The organism is Collimonas sp., from assembly GCF_035566555.1.
GTDB lineage: Bacteria > Pseudomonadota > Gammaproteobacteria > Burkholderiales > Burkholderiaceae_D > Collimonas.
The window spans coordinates 1-17674 of sequence record NZ_DATMRB010000077.1 but is presented as its reverse complement, the minus strand read 5'-3'; the positions used below and the strand labels follow the sequence as shown (position 1 = coordinate 17674).

The 17674-nt window shown below is 63.1% G+C and carries 13 protein-coding genes; 9 read left to right on the top strand and 4 right to left on the bottom strand.

From position 1 onward, the window contains the following. The 3 genes from gcvP to VNZ65_RS09800 all read left to right on the top strand — a co-directional run. The coding region (gcvP, locus tag VNZ65_RS09810) for an aminomethyl-transferring glycine dehydrogenase (RefSeq protein WP_325668433.1) at positions 1-1684 on the top strand (1684 nt) is incomplete at its 5' end. A gap of 135 nt (positions 1685-1819) precedes the next feature. Continuing rightward, positions 1820-2950: a glycine cleavage system aminomethyltransferase GcvT gene (gene gcvT, locus VNZ65_RS09805; protein WP_325668431.1), complete on the top strand. Its 1131-nt coding sequence runs from the start codon at positions 1820-1822 to the stop codon at positions 2948-2950. Positions 2951-3115: 165 nt separating this feature from the next. Continuing rightward, on the top strand, positions 3116-4117 hold the full coding sequence (locus tag VNZ65_RS09800) for a sulfonate ABC transporter substrate-binding protein (protein WP_325668429.1): 1002 nt from the start codon (positions 3116-3118) through the stop codon (positions 4115-4117). A gap of 71 nt (positions 4118-4188) precedes the next feature. Here the strand turns inward: VNZ65_RS09800 and VNZ65_RS09795 are convergent, their stop codons facing one another. Together VNZ65_RS09795 and VNZ65_RS09790 are read right to left on the bottom strand one after the other, a co-directional pair. Beyond that, positions 4189-5085, bottom strand: coding sequence for a TauD/TfdA family dioxygenase (locus VNZ65_RS09795; RefSeq protein ID WP_325668427.1), 897 nt, complete (start codon positions 5083-5085; stop codon positions 4189-4191). Between the two features lie 145 nt (positions 5086-5230). Continuing rightward, the gene (locus tag VNZ65_RS09790; protein ID WP_325668425.1) at positions 5231-6004 is read right to left on the bottom strand and encodes a VOC family protein; all 774 of its coding nucleotides are present in this window, start codon (positions 6002-6004) and stop codon (positions 5231-5233) included. A 164-nt stretch (positions 6005-6168) separates the two neighbouring features. On the opposite strand from VNZ65_RS09790, the gene VNZ65_RS09785 reads away from it, so the two are divergent. The 3 genes from VNZ65_RS09785 to VNZ65_RS09775 are packed head-to-tail and all read left to right on the top strand — an operon-like array spanning position 6169 to position 8556. Further along, positions 6169-6618 (top strand): MarR family winged helix-turn-helix transcriptional regulator, encoded by a 450-nt coding sequence (locus VNZ65_RS09785; RefSeq protein WP_325668423.1) that lies wholly within the window; start codon positions 6169-6171, stop codon positions 6616-6618. Between the two features lie 35 nt (positions 6619-6653). Continuing rightward, on the top strand, positions 6654-7217 hold the full coding sequence (locus tag VNZ65_RS09780) for an isochorismatase family protein (protein WP_325668421.1): 564 nt from the start codon (positions 6654-6656) through the stop codon (positions 7215-7217). A gap of 40 nt (positions 7218-7257) precedes the next feature. Next, positions 7258-8556, top strand: a complete 1299-nt coding sequence (locus tag VNZ65_RS09775; protein WP_325668435.1) for an MFS transporter — start codon at positions 7258-7260, stop codon at positions 8554-8556. Positions 8557-8561: 5 nt separating this feature from the next. On the opposite strand, the gene VNZ65_RS09770 is transcribed toward VNZ65_RS09775, so the two are convergent. Beyond that, positions 8562-9935, bottom strand: a complete 1374-nt coding sequence (locus VNZ65_RS09770; RefSeq protein WP_325668419.1) for a cytochrome-c peroxidase — start codon at positions 9933-9935, stop codon at positions 8562-8564. 142 nt (positions 9936-10077) lie between these two features. Beyond that, positions 10078-11700, bottom strand: a complete 1623-nt coding sequence (locus VNZ65_RS09765) for an alkaline phosphatase family protein (protein WP_325668417.1) — start codon at positions 11698-11700, stop codon at positions 10078-10080. Positions 11701-12230: 530 nt separating this feature from the next. Here VNZ65_RS09765 and VNZ65_RS09760 point away from each other — a divergent pair. From VNZ65_RS09760 to VNZ65_RS09750, 3 genes are read left to right on the top strand one after another with little or no spacing between them, the layout of a single operon-like run. Further along, positions 12231-13757: an efflux RND transporter periplasmic adaptor subunit gene (locus VNZ65_RS09760; RefSeq protein WP_325668415.1), complete on the top strand. Its 1527-nt coding sequence runs from the start codon at positions 12231-12233 to the stop codon at positions 13755-13757. Further along, positions 13754-15868, top strand: a complete 2115-nt coding sequence (locus VNZ65_RS09755) for an ABC transporter permease (RefSeq protein WP_325668413.1) — start codon at positions 13754-13756, stop codon at positions 15866-15868. Before VNZ65_RS09760 ends, VNZ65_RS09755 begins: the two co-directional genes overlap by 4 nt. Further along, positions 15861-17333: an efflux transporter outer membrane subunit gene (locus tag VNZ65_RS09750; RefSeq protein WP_325668411.1), complete on the top strand. Its 1473-nt coding sequence runs from the start codon at positions 15861-15863 to the stop codon at positions 17331-17333. Before VNZ65_RS09755 ends, VNZ65_RS09750 begins: the two co-directional genes overlap by 8 nt. Positions 17334-17674: the final 341 nt, after the last annotated feature.

Sequence of the window (17674 nt, the reverse complement as noted above, 5' to 3'; positions counted from 1 at the left end):
CGTGCATACCGGCGGTCACACCCAGGATATCCACGCGGCGGCACGCAGCCAGATGATCAACCTGCGTCCTATCGATGACGGCAGTATCGGCATCGCGCTGGATGAAACCAGCACGCGCGCCGATGTCGAGGCGCTGTGGAGCATCTTTGCCGTTGGCAAGGCGCTGCCGGCGTTCGATACGCTGGAAGCCGAAGCGGCAGAGCGCATCCCGGCCGCGCTGGCGCGCAGCAGCGCCTATCTGAGCCATCCGGTATTCAACAGCCATCACTCGGAAACCCAGATGCTGCGCTATCTGCGCGCACTGGCGGACAAGGACCTGGCGCTGGACCGCAGCATGATTCCGCTCGGGTCCTGCACCATGAAGCTCAACGCCACCACCGAAATGATTCCGGTGACCTGGCCTGAGTTCGGCTCCTTGCATCCGTTCGCGCCGCTCAACCAGGCGCAGGGCTACCAGCAGCTGGTGACCGACCTGGAACAGATGCTGTGCGTCTGCACCGGCTACGATGCGGTCTCGCTGCAGCCGAATGCCGGTTCGCAAGGCGAATACGCCGGCCTGCTGGCGATCCGTGCCTATCATCAGAGCCGCGGCGAAGGCCAGCGCAATATCTGCCTGATCCCGAGCTCGGCCCACGGCACCAATCCAGCTACTGCCCACATGGCTGGCATGCAGGTGGTGGTAGTGCAATGCGACGAACAAGGCAACGTCAACGTCGGCGACCTGCGCGCCAAGGCTGACCAGCACGCCGGCGACCTGGCGGCGCTGATGATTACCTATCCGTCGACCCACGGCGTGTTCGAGGAAGCCATCGGCGAGATCTGCGAAATCGTCCATGCCCATGGCGGCCAGGTGTATATCGACGGCGCCAACATGAACGCCATGGTCGGCCTGTGCGCGCCGGGCAAGTTCGGCGGCGACGTCTCGCACCTGAACCTGCACAAGACCTTCTGCATTCCGCATGGCGGCGGCGGTCCAGGCGTCGGCCCGATCGGCGTCAAGAGCCACCTGGCGCCGTTCCTGCCAGGCCATCGCATGCTGGAAAACGGCATCGCGCCGGTTTCTGCCGCGCCTTGGGGCAGCGCCAGCATCCTGCCGATCACCTGGGCCTACATCACATTGATGGGCGCCAAGGGCTTGCAGCAGGCCAGCGAGATCGCCATCCTCAACGCCAACTACATCGTGCACCGGCTGGCGCCGCATTATCCGATCCTGTACACCGGCAGCAACGGCCTGGTGGCGCACGAAGGCATCATCGACCTGCGGCCGCTGAAGGACAAGACCGGCATCACGGTGGAAGATGTCGCCAAGCGCCTGATCGACTACGGCTTCCATGCGCCGACCATGTCGTTCCCGGTGGCCGGCACCCTGATGATCGAGCCGACCGAAAGCGAATCCAAGGAAGAACTGGACCGCTTCTGCGACGCCATGATCGCCATCCGGGAAGAAATCCGGGCAGTCGAGAACGGCGACATCCAGGCCGAGCAGACAGCTCTGCGCCATGCGCCGCATACCGCGCAGGACCTGACCGACGAATGGTCGCGGGCCTATACGCGCGAGCAGGCGGTGTATCCGCTGAAGTCGTTGCGCAAGGACAAGTACTGGCCGCCGGTCGGGCGTATCGATAACGTCTACGGCGACCGCAACCTGGTCTGTTCCTGCCCGCCGATGTCGGACTACGAGTAAGGAGCCTGACAGGACAGTGCAGTAGAGCCAGCGGAGCCGCCCAGGCGGGCCCGCTGGCCGTTTGCACTGGACCGGCCGGTCTCACGCTATCTTTTGCGCAGCATGCGCATGTGAAAATGAAAAGGACGAATCCTCATGTCTGATACCAGCAGCGCTACAGCTTCGGCGCGCACAGCACTTTACGATCTGCATATCGAACTCGGCGCCAAGATGGTGCCTTTCGCCGGCTACGACATGCCGCTGCAATACCCGAGCGGCATCCTCAAGGAACACAAGCACGCCCGCGCCCAAGCCGGCTTGTTCGACGTCTCGCACATGGGCCAGCTGCGCCTGAGCGGCGCGGACGCGGCTGCTGCGCTGGAATCGCTGGTGCCGGTCGACATCATCGACCTGCCGGCCAACCGCCAGCGCTATGCCGTGTTCACTAATCCGCAAGGCGGCATCCTGGACGACCTGATGGTCAGCAATGGCGGCGACCATCTGTTCCTGGTGGTGAACGCTGCCTGCAAGCAGCAGGATACCGCGCATCTGCGCCAGCACCTGGCCGGCCGTTGCCAGATCGAAGAACTGGGCGACCGTGCCCTGCTGGCTTTGCAGGGGCCGGCAGCGGCTGCGGTAATGGCGCGCCTGGCGCCGGAAACCGCGCAAATGGTCTTCATGCAAACCGGCAAGGTCACGCTGGCCGGCGCTGAATGCTTCATCAGCCGTTCCGGCTATACCGGCGAAGACGGTTTTGAAATTTCCGTGCCGAATGCGCAGGCGGAAGCGCTGGCGCGCCTGCTGCTGGCGCAAGAAGAAGTGGCGCCTATCGGCCTCGGCGCGCGCGATTCGCTGCGCCTGGAAGCCGGTCTGTGCCTGTACGGGCACGACATGGACGTCTCCACCACGCCGGTCGAAGCCAGCCTGAGCTGGGCCTTGTCCAAGGTGCGGCGTGCCGGCGGCGCCCGTGCCGGCGGCTATCCCGGCGCGGCGCAGGTCGAACAGCATCTGGCGCAAGGCGTCAGCCGCAAGCGGGTAGGGCTGTTGCCGCTGGAACGCATGCCGGTGCGCGAGGGCGCGGAACTGGTCGACGCCGACGGCAAGGTGATCGGCAAGGTCACCAGCGGCGGCTTCGGGCCGACGCTGGATAAGCCGGTGGCGATGGGCTATGTCGAGACGGCATTCGCCAAGCTCGGCACCCAGTTGCATGCGCTGGTGCGCGGTAAGCCGGTGCCGGTAGAAGTGGCCGCCATGCCGTTCACGCCGGCGCGCTATTACCGCGGCTAGTCAAATACGAAAATCGGTGAGTACCCGTGTGTCGCCATGCGCTTGCATGGCGGCACACGGCCTTATTCGAATTTCAGATATCCGCAGAGAAAAGTAATCGTTGGTTTTGATTTTCCTTCTTATTAAGCTCCATGCTGGATCGGGCCGCTGATAAGGAAGGAAAAGATGAGCATCGCTAATAAATTCAATAAGAAACCTGGATTGCCGAACGCCGGCAAAGCCAGCTATCGCCGCCGCCTGCTGCAAGCCGGCGTCGGGCTTGCGACAGTAGCGGCGCTGTCGCCGTTGCTTGCGCGCGCCGCACAGCGGGAACTGCGCATAGGTTATCAAAAAGGCTTGCTTAGTCTCTTGAAGAAGCGCGGCGCCTTGGAGCAGAGACTTGCGCCGCTGGGTGTGACTGTCAAGTGGATAGAGTTCAGCGCCGGGCCAGTTCAACTGGAAGCGCTCAACGTCGGCTCGATTGATTTCGGTGATGTCGGTGAGGCGCCACCCATCTTTGCGCAGGCTAACGGTACGCCGATCGTGTATGTGGCGGCGACCGTGCCGCGACCGGCGGTAGAGGGAGTGCTGATTCCCGCGGCTTCTGGGATTAAAACCATCGCAGATCTGAAAGGGAAGAAAATTGCCTTGAACAAGGGCTCCAATGTGCACTACTTTCTGGTCAAGCTGTTGCAAAAACACGGTTTGAACTACGCCGATGTCAACCCGGTCTGGCTGGCGCCGGCCGATGCCCGGGCGGCCTTCCAGAAGGGCGCGGTCGACGCCTGGGTAATCTGGGATCCATTCTTGGCCGCCGCCGAGAAAACCTTGTCGGCCCGCATCCTGGCCGATGCAACGGGTGTCGTCAAAAACCGCGCTTACTATTTTTCATCCAAAGAATACTCGCTGAAGAACCGCGATGTTTTGCATATTGCGATTGAAGAACTTAACAAGATCGATCTCTGGGGTAGTGCCCACAGGAACGAGTTGGCGACGGAGCTGTCTGCCGTGTGGGGCTTGCCAAAATCTGTTGTGGATGTCCTGGTGGCGCGCTCTTCTTTCGGCACGCAGCCGATCAGCGCAGCGATACTGGCCGAGCAACAGGTGATTGCCGACACTTTCTTCGACCTGAAACTGATTCCGAAGCAGATCGTTGTGCGCGACGCGGCACCAGCCGATCTTGCCTGAAGCAGGCAACCATGCGTCACTGCGGCGAGAGGGCAATTCCTTGCCGTTTGCTTGCCTGATTCCCTGCGGTTTCAGACCGGCACATCGCCCTCAACCGTGGTGCGGTACAAGGTGCGGCGCAGATGCTGCGGCGTGATGGCGGCGTAGTGCACGGTGCTGCGGTTGTCCCAGAACACCATGTCATGCGCGCGCCATTGGTGGCGATAGACGTTCTCCGCGCGTATCGTGTGTTCGTGCAGGAAGCGCAGCAGCGCCGTGCTTTCATCCGCCGGCAGGCCGACGATATGCGAGGTGAATCCTTCGCTGACGAACAAGGCTTTGCGCCCGCTTTCGGGGTGGATGCGGATCACCGGATGTTCGACTTCCGGCACTTCATCGATCTGCTTTTGCGTCAGGTCGGCGCGCCAGGGCGACAGTTTTTGCAGGCGCCGGTAGCGGTAGACATAGGAGTGCACGGCGCGCCGGCCCTCCAGCAGCAGTTTGACATCGGCTGGCAGCGTTTCGTAGGCGTTGAACATGTTGGCGAACAAGGTGTCGCCTTGTTCCGCCGGTAATTCTTGCGCGTGCAGCAGCGAGCCCAGGCTGGGCCTGGGCATGTAGGACAGGTCGGAATGCCAGTCGGCGCCGGCATCCACCAGGCCGATAGGCTTGCCGTCTTCGATGACATTGGAAACGATCAGGATTTCCGGATGGCCTGCCAGGTGGAAGCGATTCAGCACATGTACTTGCAGCGGACCGAAGCGGCGGCTGAAGGCAATGTGCTGTGCGGGCGTGATGCGCTGCTCGCGGAACACCAGCAGGCCATGCTTGACCAGCGCTGTGCGGATGCGCGCCAGATCCAGGCCGGATAGCGGCTGGCTGAGGTCGAGGCCGGTGATTTCGGCGCCCAGCGGGCCGCCGATCGGCGCGATCTGGAAAGCCTGGGAGGAAATTCCGGGCGGAATGGCGGTGTCGATGGCGATGGACATAAGATGGCTTTGGTAACGGAGCGGGTGCATGGTTTTCGCAGGCGGCGCCTGTCAAAAACAACATTACACCCGCTTAAGCCTGGCCGCAGCAAATAATCGATTCGCATATCCATATGTCTTTTGCGGCGCAGGCATCGGTCTGCCGCTAGCGCTTTGCCGCCACCAGCGCAAACAGGGCGCCCTGCGGATCGAAGCCCTGGACGATCCAGCTGCCGCCCGGAACCTGGTGCGGCCCCATGAGGACCTTGCCGCCACCTGCGTTAATCCGTTCCACCGCGGCGTCGATGGCTTCGACATTGATGTAGTACAGCCAGCAAGGCTGCGGCATGTCGGCGGTCTTGGTCATCATGCCGCCGACCGGCGCACCGCCGCTGGCGAAGGTCTGGTAGACCCCCATCGGCCCCATGTCGATGGCCTCCGCCTTGGTCCAGCCGAACAGGCCTGCATAGAAGGCAAAAGCGCTGTCGAGATCGCCCGCATGCAGCTCATGCCAGCCGACGTGGCCCGGCGTGCCTGGCGCGGCAGGTTCCGGCTGGGCCTCGCTGTTGCCTTTGAATAGCAGGAAGCCGGCGCCATGCGGATCCGCCGCCACGGCAAAGCGGCCGACGCCGGGGATGTCGCAGGGGGCGCGCCGGATCGCACCGCCGGCGGCGATCACCCGCGCCGCATAATCATCGACGTCGCTGACCGCGATATAACCCATCCAGCAAGGTTTTGCGCCCATGGCGCGTGCCTCTTCCGGAACCTCCATAAGGCCGCCGACCATGATGTCGCCGGCCGACAGTATGGTGTAGGGTGGGCCGCCCATGCCGGCATCCTGCATCTTCCAGCCGACCACGCTGGCATAAAACGTTTCGGCTGCCTTGGTGTCGCTGGTCATGATCTCGTACCATACGAATCTTGCCTGGTTAGTTGACATTTGCACTACCTCTTTGAGTGGGGTGGACGAGGCCGCGCTCGCAGATGAGGCATATCGCAGCGGCATGAATCAATGTAGCCGATCAGGCTGCAAGGGGGAAGTCCTGAAATAATATATGAAGGAAAGCTTTGTAGTTTATCTTCGTATATGCTAAGCTAGGCGACATGAATCAAGCACACGATCCAGAAATCGCAAGCGCATCAGCCATGGCAGGAGAGCTGCGGGTCTTGCTTGGCCGCCTCAGCCGGCGCCTGCGCGAACAGTCGCACGCGGGAGATTTCACCGGTGCGCAAAAGTCGGTGCTGCTCCGGCTGGAGCGCGACGGTGCGGCTACCGTCACCACGCTGGCCAAGGCGGAAGGCGTGCGGCCGCAATCGATGGGCGCCACCGTGGCGGTGCTGGAAGCCGCCGGCCTGGTGAGCGGCGCGGCAGATCCGGCCGACGGCCGGCAAACCATCTTGTCGCTGACGGACGCCTGCCGGGAAATGATCCGGGCCAGCCGGGCCGCCAGGGAAGACTGGCTGTTCCATGCCATACAGACAAAATTTGCGCCGCACGAGCTGGCGCAACTGGCCAGCAGCATCGAATTGCTGCAACGGCTGGCCGATGCTTGAACCCTCCGATTAACCGAATCCACAGAAAGAATCCCATGCCAGTAAGCACACTTGATCCAAAGACGGCCCTGCTCATCATCGATCTGCAAAAAGGCATCGTCGCTTTCCCGACCGCACATCCCATAGGCCCGATAGTGCAGCATGCCGCTGCGCTGGCCGCCGCTTTCCGTCGGCACGGCTTGCCGGTGGTGCTGGTCAACGTCACCGGCGGCGCGCCGGGGCGGGCGGAGCAGACGCGCAAGCTGGACGCGCTGCCTGCCGACTGGGCCGAACTGGTGCCGGAACTGAAGCAGCAAGCGCAAGACCACCTGGTAAGCAAGCGCACCTGGGGCGCCTTCACCGGCACCGGGCTCGATGCCTACCTGAAAAATCTGGGCGTCACGCAGCTGGTGATCGCCGGCGTCTCCACCAGCATCGGCGTCGAATCGACCGCGCGCCAGGCCTACGAGCACGGCTTCAACGTCACGCTGGCGCTGGACGCCATGACTGACACCAGCGCTGAGGCGCACGAGAACAGCGTCACCCGCATCTTCCCGCGCCTGGGCGAGCGCGGCGACAGCCAGGAGATCATTGCCTTGCTGGACGGCAGCCGCCGATGAATTTGCCAGCCATCCAGAGCACAGACGGATGCGCGCCATGCTGAGCGGCACTTTCCGCTCGCTCAACAACTTCAATTACCGGCTGTGGGCTGGCGGCGCGCTGGTGTCGAACATCGGTACCTGGATGCAGCGCACCGCCCAGGACTGGATCGTCCTGACCCAGCTCACCCACAATAACGCCACCGCTGTCGGCATCGTGATGGCGCTGCAGTTCGGGCCGCAGGCGCTGCTGCTGCCGCTGACCGGCTACGCCGCCGATCATTTCGACCGCCGCAAGCTACTGATCGTGACCCAGGCCGCGATGGGCGCACTGGCGCTGGGACTGGGAATTCTGACCGTGGCCGGCGTGGTGCAATTGTGGCAGGTCTACCTGTTCGCCTTGCTGCTGGGCTGCGTCACCGCCTTCGATGCGCCGGCGCGCCAGACTTTCGTCTCGGAACTGGTGGAAGAGCACGAACTGTCCAATGCGGTGGCCTTGAACTCGACTTCGTTCAATGCCGCGCGCATGATCGGCCCCGCTGTCGCCGGCGTCCTCATCGCAGTGATCGGCGCCGGCTGGGTATTCCTGCTGAATGCCGTCTCGTTTGCCGCGGTGCTGGCTTCGCTCTGCCTGCTGCGGCAGGACGAGCTGCATCTGCGCGCCCGCGCCGCTCCCGTCCGCGGCAGCCTGGCGGCGGGCTTCCGCTATATCTGGGGGCGGCCCGACCTGAAAGCCATCCTGCTGATGTTTTTCCTGATCGGCACTTTCGGACTGAATTTTCCCATCTTCATTTCAACCGTGTCGGTCAGCGTATTCCACGCCGGCGCCCACCAGTATGGCTTCCTGTCGTCGATCATGGCGCTGGGGTCGGTCACCGGCGCGCTGCTTGCCGCGCGCCGCGAGAAGCCGCGCATGGCCTTCTTGCTGGCAGGCGCGGGCATCTTTGGCGGCGGCCTGGTGCTGGCGGCGCTGATGCCCAGTTATGGCTTGTTTGCGCTGGCGCTGGTGCTGATCGGCATCGCTGCACAGACCTTCACCACCACCGCCAACAGCATGGTGCAACTGACGACCGAGCCCGCCATGCGCGGGCGGGTGATGGCGATCCTGCTGGCGCTGGCGCTCGGCGGCACGCCGCTTGGCGCACCGGTGGTGGGCTGGGTGGCGGATACTTTCGGTCCGCGCTGGGCGCTGATGGTTGGCGCGGCTTCCGGCTTGGTGGCGGCTTGGGTCGGCATCCGCTATCTCAGGAAACACCGCGCGATGCGTGTACGCATGGCTGGCGGACGGCTGCAGTTCAGCTTTGGCCAAGGCATGGCCGCCGCTGATCTGCAAGCTGTGGTCGAGGCGGAAACCAAGTAAGCGCCTTATCTGGCGACACTAGCCTGTCCGGCTCCGGCCTGATAACCGTCGTTCAAGGTTTTCAGGAAAGCCACCATGTCCTTGATCTCGTCGTCGTTCAAGGCCGGCTGCGCGCCGGGCTTGCGGTCGAACGGCGCATCCACCACGTCGACATTCTTCTTGTAGCGCGGCGGCAGGTCATCGTATTTGTCGATACTGCCATCCTTGCGTTTCGGATACCACTTGCCGGGATCGGTTTCGCGCTCGACATAGAAATGCAGCAGATCTTCCAGGTTCTTGAACACGCCGTTGTGGAACAGCGCGCCGCGGCTGGCGCTGTTGCGCAGCGTCGGCGTCTTGAACAGGCCGCAATAAGATGCTTGTTTCTTGTAATCGCTGCGCATAGGGCCGCACAAGCCGAGGTCGTAGTGAGCCGGATCGCGGTTGGCTACCAGTTCTCTGTTGCGCGGACCGGCCAGCGCTTCGAACTGGTAATCGGTGAAAGCGGGCGGGAACATGCCGTCGCGCGAAGGCTTGTCGATGTGGCAGGAGGCGCAATTGCCTTTTTTCGGGTCCTCAAACAGCTTGAGGCCACGGCTTTCCTGCGCACTCAGCTTGGCCTGGCCGGCGAGATAGTAGTCGTACTTGCTGTCGTAGGGGTGAAAGCTTGGATCTTCCATCTGGAAACGGCCGAGGGCGAACAAGGCTTCGCTCAGCGCCAGGCCGGAATTGTCGAAGACATTGGCGCCGAACAGCTTGCGCAGGTCCTCTGCATATGGCGCATGCCGCAATTTGTCCAGCAGGCTGGCCGAGCTCTTGTTGTCCATTTCATTGGGATCCAGGAACGGTCCCTGCGCCTGGTTTTGCAAGGTGTCGGCGCGACCGTCCCAATCCAGCCCGCCCATCGGCACATTGGCTTCCGCCGCCAGCAGGGCTGCGTTCGGCTGGCTGCTCTTGGCCACGGCGGCGACCTTGATGTCGGCGCCGGCGACGGGCGCAGCGGCAACGGTATCGCTGTCCGGCACTGAGCTGTTGGGGCCGATGGTGAAGATCGGCGTGTGTTCCAGGTAGCGCAGCGAGGGCACCGCGCGCAAGCCCTGGCGTTCCAGTTTGGGGCCGCCCAGCTGCACCGCCAGATTGTTGGGCGGCGCATAGGCGTGGTCCGGACTGTGGCAGGAGGCGCAGGCTAGCTTGCCGGAGCCGGACAGGGAAGGGTCGAAAAATATTTTCTTGCCAAGCTGGGCGACCGCGCTCAGCTCCATCGTGTGACCGGCGCCGGGAGCGACGCGATAAATAGGTACAGCGACAGGTACCGCGGCTGGCGCCACCGATACTGCCGGTGCTGTCGGTGCGGCGCGGTCGCAGGCAGCCAATACCAGCAGCGCAGCGGAGATTGTCAAAAAAAGGGTGGAGTAGCGTTTCATCGGAACAATGGTCAACGGCGCCAGAGCGGCGCCGTTATGAAAACAATCCGCCGATACGCTGCAGAGGCAGCGTATCGGCGGGGATTCAAGCGAGAATCAATCGAGCACAGGCTGCAACTCAGCTGGACAGGCCGGTGGTCGGATCGAGGGTCAGCTTAGGCGTCTTGCCGCCGCTGGTGAAGTCGAACATGTTCTGGATCGAACCGGCGACGGCGTCGAACGAGCCTTGGCCGATACGCGTGCCGCCGAGCCAGTTGTCTTCCACGAAGCGCAGGATAGAAGACTGGTCGGTCAGCGTATGGTCGACGAAGTTGGCCTTGGCGTAGGGCGAAACCACCAGCAAAGGCAGGCGTGGACCGTAGCCGCAGCGGCCTTGCACCGGCGTGCCGTTGATGCCGTTGAGCGGCGTGCCGCTGCCGCAAGTGCTGGCGCCGTTCAAGGTGTCGGCAGCAGTGGTCGAACCGTTGACGACCTTGGAAACATGGTCGTACCAGCCGTCGGAATCGTCGTAGGCCATGATCACGACAGTGTTGGCCCAGTCAGGCTGCTGCTGCAGGAAATTGATGACCTTGGTCACGAATGCCTGTTCATCCAGCGGATTGGAATAGCCGGCGTGGCCGTCCTGATAGCCCTGGGCCTTGAGGAAGCTGACCGAAGGGAAATTGCCGGCAGTGACCGCGCTGAAGAAGTCGTTGGTGTCGTACTGGTGATTGGCGCCGCCGTCGTTGCTGGTGCCGATAGCCGCCACCGAACTGGGACGCACATGTTTCGGGTTGGCGGTTGAAGCGTAGTACTGGAATGGCTGGTGATGCGGAATGTAATCAGTGGTATAGCCGCCGAGTACCGCCGAATAAGAGCTGCGGGCGCAGCCGGTGGTGCCGTTGGCGTTGACCGCGGTGAGGTCGAAGCCGCCTTCAAACCAGCCCCAGCTGACGTTTTTCGCGTTCAGCAGGTCGCCGATGTTCTTGCCGCTCATGGTGGCGGTGCTGGTCGCCGAGGAGCAGGTATCGGCGGACGGATCGATATCGCTGATCATGGTCTTGCCGCCTTGGCCGTCAGCCACCAGGGCCGAGCTGTTGCTGCCGACAATCTGCGTCACGCCGTTGGTCTGGCCGGAGATCAGGTTCAGCGCGCCAGGCGTCGACGGACCGAACACGGTGTCGAAGGAGTTGTCGTTCATGGCGAAATGCTGGGCATAGTTCCACAGCGCCGTCACCGTGTTGCCGTCGTAGTAGCCCATCACCAGGCCCTTGGTATAGAACGGACCGGTGCCGGTGCCGCTGGAGGCGGTGCCGGTATTTTTCGGGAACAGATCCATGGCGCCGCCGTTGAAGGCGTTCTGTTCCGCGGTGTAGCCGTGGTTCTGGTCAGCGGTCAGCGCTTGCGCGCGGTCCAGGCGGAACGGGTTGGCGGCGCCGGTGCCGTTGGCAGTGTTGATCGCGTTAGGATTGGCGGTGAGCAGCGCCGGCGTCAGTCCGGCCACGGCCGGCGTGCCGCTGTCGGCGGTGAAAGCCGGCTCGCCGCTTGGATTAGTGGCGTTCGGGTAGGTGCCGAAGTAGTGGTCGAAAGAGATGTTTTCGCCGAAGATCACCACCACGTGCTTGATCGGTGTCGCGGTTGCCGCGGCATCCTGCGCACTGATCGGGGGACCGGTGAGACTGTTGCTGCTGGAGCCGCTGCAGGCTGCCAGGCCGGCAAGCAGCAGGGCCGCCGGGATGGCTTTCATCATATTCTTATTCATGCTTTCCTCTGGTGTGCTTGAAGTGTCGGTATATAACTGCGAGCGAAGATAGCGCAGTTATATTTCAGCTACGTGACACAAAAAGCTGTCACCGGCAGCGCTTTTGAGGTCCTGCGCGCGCCGCGCAATCGCGGGAAAACCGCAAGAATCGGAGAGGCCGGCCGAAGAGCCTCATGCGACAAGGCCGGACCATTGGCCGCCCCCTGCAAAGCGCCAGCTCATGCCCGGTTGGGCTGCCGTTTCTGCCGCCTCTCCGGTCACAAATTGTTACACTTTTTCCGGGAAAATGTAACAAATGGGTGTGTCGGCCGGCAGGCAACGATATGCCGGCCCGCTTCCGTTCATAGGCGGCTTGCCGGCGGCAAGATAAATTTTGGCGCGCAATACTTGCTTACAATTGTGCGCATGCCAGATACAAAAAAGCCTGGCCTGCAATCAGCGATTTACATGAGGCATGTCTAATGTCTACCAGTCGCCGGACACCGGCGGCCAGGGGACGTGGCATCGAATAAATCGCAAAAGGTACTAGCGTGGGTAAAATTTTGTCGGGCCGGAACGGCTCAGGTTTTCCGCTCGGGAAGGCCGGGTTCTGGCTGGGGTTGATCGTGCTGCTGGCAGCAGCGGGCGCGGCTTATTACTGGTGGGCCGGGATGCGCGCCCGGCCGCAATATGTGACAGCCGGGGTGACCATGGGCGACATCGAGCGTTCCGTCAATGTCACCGGTTCCATCAATCCGCGCGTGACAGTGCAGGTAGGTTCCTACGTGTCGGGCACCATCAAGTCGCTGTCTTGCGACTACAACACGGAAGTCAAGGCCGGCCAGATTTGCGCCAAGATCGATCCATCCACTTTCCAAGTCGTGGTCGACCAGAACGCCGCCCAGCTCAATAGCAGCAAAGCTCAGTTGCGCAAGGATCAGGCGGCGCTGGTGTACGCCAAGGCGGTGTTCGAGCGCGATGGCAAACTGCTGGCGGACGGCATTGTGGCCCAGGAAATCGTCGATAACGACAGCAATGTCTTCAAGCAGGCGAATGCCCAGCTGGATCTCGACCAGGCTGCCATCGTGGCGCAGGAAGCTTCGCTCAAATCGGCCAAGGTCAACCTTGGCTACACCGATATCGTCTCGCCGGTGACCGGCACTGTGCTGACCCGCAGCGTCGACGTCGGCCAGACGGTGGCGTCCAGTCTGCAAACCCCGACCTTGTTCCTGATCGGCAAAGACTTGACCAAGATGCAGGTCGACGCCAATGTCAGCGAGGCCGATGTCGGCCGCATCAAGGCCGACCAGGACGTCAGCTTCTCGGTGCAGGCCTATCCGGACAAGACCTTTGAAGGCACGGTCAAGCAGATCCGCCGCGGACCGATCACGGTGCAGAACGTGGTGACCTACGACGTCGTGGTAGAGGTCGACAATCCCGGGCTGCTGCTGTTTCCAGGCATGACAGCCGACGCCGAAATCGTCACCGATTCGCGTGAAAACGTGTTGCGCATACCGCTGGCGGCCGTGCGCTTTACCCCCGAGCGGAGCGAACGCGCCGCCGATACCGGCAGGGACGGCAGCCGTGGGGTTGAACGCGGCGCTGAACGAGGCGGCAACCGCGGCGGCAAGGACGGCGCCATCCGGCGCGACGTCGCCGGTGCACGGACCGGCCGCGGCGGCGAGCAAGGCGGGCAGCATCGCTGGGAGCGCAATGGCGACGGCGCACAGCGCCAGCCCAGAGGTGAGCCAGACCATCCGCGTACGGAGCAGGGTGACAAGAACAGCAAAGACGCCAAGGCAGATGACCAGCAGGAAGAGGCGGAAGCCGCCGCCGCCGACAAGGCGCAAGCCTCGCCCAGGAAGCGCGCCCGGGTCTGGGTCTTGCGCGACGGCGCGCCGCACCTGGTGCGTATCCAGATCGGACTGGACGATGGCGAACTGGTTGAGGTGGTCAAGGGCGACCTCAAGGCTGGCGACAAGGTGATTGTCAAGGAAGTGCGCGCTGTCGAAGCCAAGAGTGCACCGGTGCAGTCACCCTTCGCCCAGACTGGCCGGCGCGGGCCGGGCAGGCCATGAGTGCGGCGCTCAGCGGCGCCGCCGCAGCGCCCGCGCAGCGCGACCTGGTGATCGACGTCCGCAACCTGACCCGTACTTATCAGCTGGGGGCGCAAGAGGTGCATGCCCTGCGCGGCGTCAGCATGGCGATCGAGCGCGGTGAATTTGTCGCCATCATGGGTGCTTCCGGATCCGGCAAGTCGACTTTGATGAACCTGATCGGCTGCCTCGACCAGACCAGCGGCGGCACTTATCTGCTGGAAGGCGTCGATATCGCCGCGCTGGACGAGCAGACGCTGGCCAAGATCCGCAGCCGCCGCATCGGCTTCGTATTCCAGAGCTTCAACCTGCTGCCGCGCACCACCGCTGCCGAGAACGTGGCCTTGCCGCTGTTTTACTCCGGCCAACTGGCGGACGGCGCCCATCGTGTGCAGCAAACGCTGAGCCTGCTGGGACTGGGCGAACGGCTGGACAACCGCCCCAATCAATTATCCGGCGGCCAGCAGCAGCGGGTAGCGCTGGCGCGCGCGCTGATCAACCAGCCCGCCATTTTGCTGGCCGACGAGCCAACCGGCAATCTCGATTCCACCACCGCCAACGAAATCATGGGCACCTTGCGCGACCTCAATCGCGAGCAAGGCCTGACCGTGATCCTGGTCACGCACGAACAGGAGATGGCGGATTTTGCCGATCGCATCATTACGCTGCGCGACGGCCTGGTGCTGTCGGATATCCGCAAGGAAGCGCCGGCTGCCGCATCCAGGCCGGTCCGGCTGCAGCCGGCGGCGCTTCCAGGCGCGTCAGGATTGAGCGTCAGCGAATTGCTGTCCTTCCTGACGATGGCCTTTGTCGCGGCCTTCAGCGCCATCGGCCGCAACAAGCTGCGCTCAGCCCTGACCATGCTCGGCATCTTTATCGGCGTGTGCGCCTTGATCATCATGCTGGCAGTGGGCGAGGGCGCCAGGGCGGCGGTGCAGGCGCAATTGAAAAGCCTGGGCACCGATTTGCTGATTGTGCTGCCGGGCTCGTCGCGCGGCGGCGGCGTGCGCGGCGGCTCCGGCAGCGCCTCGTCGCTGAAGGTGGCGGACGGCGCCGCCATCCTGGAGGAAGATCCGGCGGTGGCGGTGATCAGCTATGTCAACCGGCAATCGGCGCAGCTGGAGAACGGCGATGAAAACTGGTCGACCAGCGTGCAGGGCGTCACTCCCAGCTATCTGACCATCCGCAACTGGGGCTTGTCGGCGGGACGCCTGATCAGCGAGGCCGACGAGCGCGAAGGACGCACGGTGTGCATCCTGGGCCAGACCGTGGTGGACAACCTGTTCGGCGAAGGGCAGGACCCGATAGGCGCCACCGTGATCGTCAAGAATGTGCCGATGGAAGTGATCGGCGTGCTGGCGGTCAAGGGGCACTCTGCCTCCGGCCAGGACCAGGACGATGTCGCGCTGATCCCTTTCCGCACTTCCCAGGTCAGGGTGCTGGGCGTGGCGCAGCCATCCACCGCCATGACCCAGGGCGGCACGGTCTATCCGGCGCCGCCGAATCCGTTCAACATCCAGGCCAAGCTGCAAGGCTTCGTGCAAACCATGTATATCCAGGCGCGCAGCGCCGCCGAGGTCAAGACCGCCTTGCAGCAGGTGACGCAGACACTGGAGCGGCGCCATCGCATCAAGCCCGAGCAGAGCGACGATTTCAGCGTGCGCGACCTCACCGAGATTGCCGAAGTGGCCGATGAAAACAGCCGCGTCATGGAATTGCTGCTGGCGGCCATCGCATCAATCTCCTTGCTGGTAGGCGGCATCGGCATCATGAACATCCTGCTGGTGTCGGTCACCGAGCGCACTCGCGAAATCGGCATCCGCATGGCGATCGGCGCGCGCCGCTTCCATGTGCTGCTGCAGTTTCTGATCGAAGCCACCTTGCTTAGCCTGATCGGCGGCGGCGCCGGTGTGCTGGCCGGCATCGTGGCATCCAAGGTGATCGCCCATGTGGCCGGCTGGCCGACCCTGCTGCATACCACCGTCATCATCGGCGCTTTCTGCTTTTCGGCCGGCATCGGCATGTTCTTCGGCTTCTACCCGGCGCGCAAGGCCTCGCTGCTCAACCCTATCGACGCGTTACGCTATGAATAAGCTGGTTTTCACGATCACCGCAGCCGGGTTGCTGGCCGGCTGCACCGCCGGGCCCGACTTTGTGCGGCCGGCGGCGCCCACCTTCAGCAGCTACGACAACGAGCAGGCGCCGGCAGCCGGCAACGGCGGCGCTTCGCTGGCGGTGGTTGGCGCCGGCCAGAGCCTGCCGGCGCAATGGTGGGAACTGCTGCAGGCGCCGGCGCTGCCGGCCGTGCTCGACCAGGTGGTCGCCGCCAACCAGACCCTGGCGGCCGCACGCGCCACCCTGGCGCAGGCGCAGGAGGGCATCGTGCAAGCCCGCTCCACCTGGTTCCCGGTGCTGAGCGTCGGCGCTGGCGCAGGCCGCAGCATCTCCGGCAATGGCGGCAACCAATATAGTTACCGTCCTGCCAGCAATGCTACCAACCAGTTTTCGCTCGGTCCGCAGATCAGCTACACCTTCGACATCGCCGGCCAGACCGCCCGTACCGTCGAGCAAGCCAAGGCCAACGCGGAAAACCAGCATTACCAGCTGGCTGCGGCCTACCTGACGCTGACCAGTTCTGCCGTGACGCAAGCGATCACCCTGGCGACCTCGCAAAAACTGCTGGCGACCACTGAAAACCTGATCAAGAACGATGAAAAGAACCTGGAGCTAGTGCAGAAATCGTTCCGCATCGGCACGGCAGCCCAGACCGATGTCCTGACGGCGCAGTCGCAGCTGGAGAACGATCGCACCCAGCTGCCGGCCCTGCATCAGCAGATCAGCGTGGCGCGCCATGCGCTGGCGGTGCTGGTCGGCCAGGCGCCATCGCAGTGGCGTACCCCGGATTTCGACTTCGACAGCTTCAAGATGCCGGCCTCGCTGCCGGTCAGCCTGCCGTCGGAACTGGTGCACCAGCGCCCGGACATCCTGTCGGCGGAAGCGCTGCTGCACGCCGACAGCGCCGCCATCGGCATCGCTGCCGCCCAGTTGTATCCGAGCCTGACGCTGTCGCTGTCCGACAGCTATCAGTCGACCCTGGTCAATACCTTGTTCAATACGGCGAACCGGCTGCTGAGTGCTTCCACCAGCGCTAACTGGACTCTGTTCCAGGGCGGTGCGCTGGCTTCGCAAAAGCGGGCAGCGGTGGACGCCTACGATGCCCAGCTGGCGACCTACAAGCAAACCGTGCTGACCGCATTCGGCCAGGTCGCGGACGCCTTGCGCGCCATCGACAACGACACCGAATCGCTGCGCCTGGCGCAGAACGCCATGGCCATTTCCAGCACCTCGCTGCGTTTGCAGCGCGCCAGCTACAGCGCCGGCAAGTCGAATGTGCTGTTGCTGCTCAGCGCCGAGAACGCCTACGCCCAGGCCAGCATGAACCTGGTGCGGGTGCAGGGGCAAAGGCTGCAGAATTGTGTGTTGCTGTTTGCTGCGCTGGGCGGCGGCTGGGAGTCCAGCAAAGAGGTGGGCTGGCAACCGCAGGGAACGGCGCAATGACAATGCGCCGCCTGGATATTACGATGTCGATATCTCGCGGAAGCTGACGCTTAAGTTATTACTTAAACTTGATTTACTCTCTCTGCGGAACCGCTTGGCGCTGCGGTCAGAGAATCCAGGGACCTTGCCGGATTACGGCAGGTTTTCGCTCGTGCCATTGATGTAGGGCCTTTGTAAAATATTGTCGCATAACAACAAAATGATAATTGTGATAATGAAAATCTGCTAATATCCAAGCTCAAATCGTTCCCTCGAGGAGTTTGGTCGTGTCTTCTTTGCTCACCAATATTGCCAGCCCGCTACTGCAATTCAGCCAGGAGCGCCGCATTCTCCGAGTGAAA

What these genes read in the sequence shown, in the direction of transcription:
- VNZ65_RS09755 (WP_325668413.1), top strand. Translation starts at nt 13,754, where the DNA reads ATGAGTGCGGCGCTCAGCGGCGCCGCCGCAGCGCCCGCGCAGCGCGAC.
- VNZ65_RS09765 (WP_325668417.1), bottom strand. Translation starts at nt 11,700, where the DNA reads ATGAATAAGAATATGATGAAAGCCATCCCGGCGGCCCTGCTGCTTGCC.
- VNZ65_RS09800 (WP_325668429.1), top strand. Translation starts at nt 3,116, where the DNA reads ATGAGCATCGCTAATAAATTCAATAAGAAACCTGGATTGCCGAACGCC.
- VNZ65_RS09785 (WP_325668423.1), top strand. Translation starts at nt 6,169, where the DNA reads ATGAATCAAGCACACGATCCAGAAATCGCAAGCGCATCAGCCATGGCA.
- VNZ65_RS09780 (WP_325668421.1), top strand. Translation starts at nt 6,654, where the DNA reads ATGCCAGTAAGCACACTTGATCCAAAGACGGCCCTGCTCATCATCGAT.
- VNZ65_RS09795 (WP_325668427.1), bottom strand. Translation starts at nt 5,085, where the DNA reads ATGTCCATCGCCATCGACACCGCCATTCCGCCCGGAATTTCCTCCCAG.
- VNZ65_RS09750 (WP_325668411.1), top strand. Translation starts at nt 15,861, where the DNA reads ATGAATAAGCTGGTTTTCACGATCACCGCAGCCGGGTTGCTGGCCGGC.
- gcvT (WP_325668431.1), top strand. Translation starts at nt 1,820, where the DNA reads ATGTCTGATACCAGCAGCGCTACAGCTTCGGCGCGCACAGCACTTTAC.
- VNZ65_RS09790 (WP_325668425.1), bottom strand. Translation starts at nt 6,004, where the DNA reads ATGTCAACTAACCAGGCAAGATTCGTATGGTACGAGATCATGACCAGC.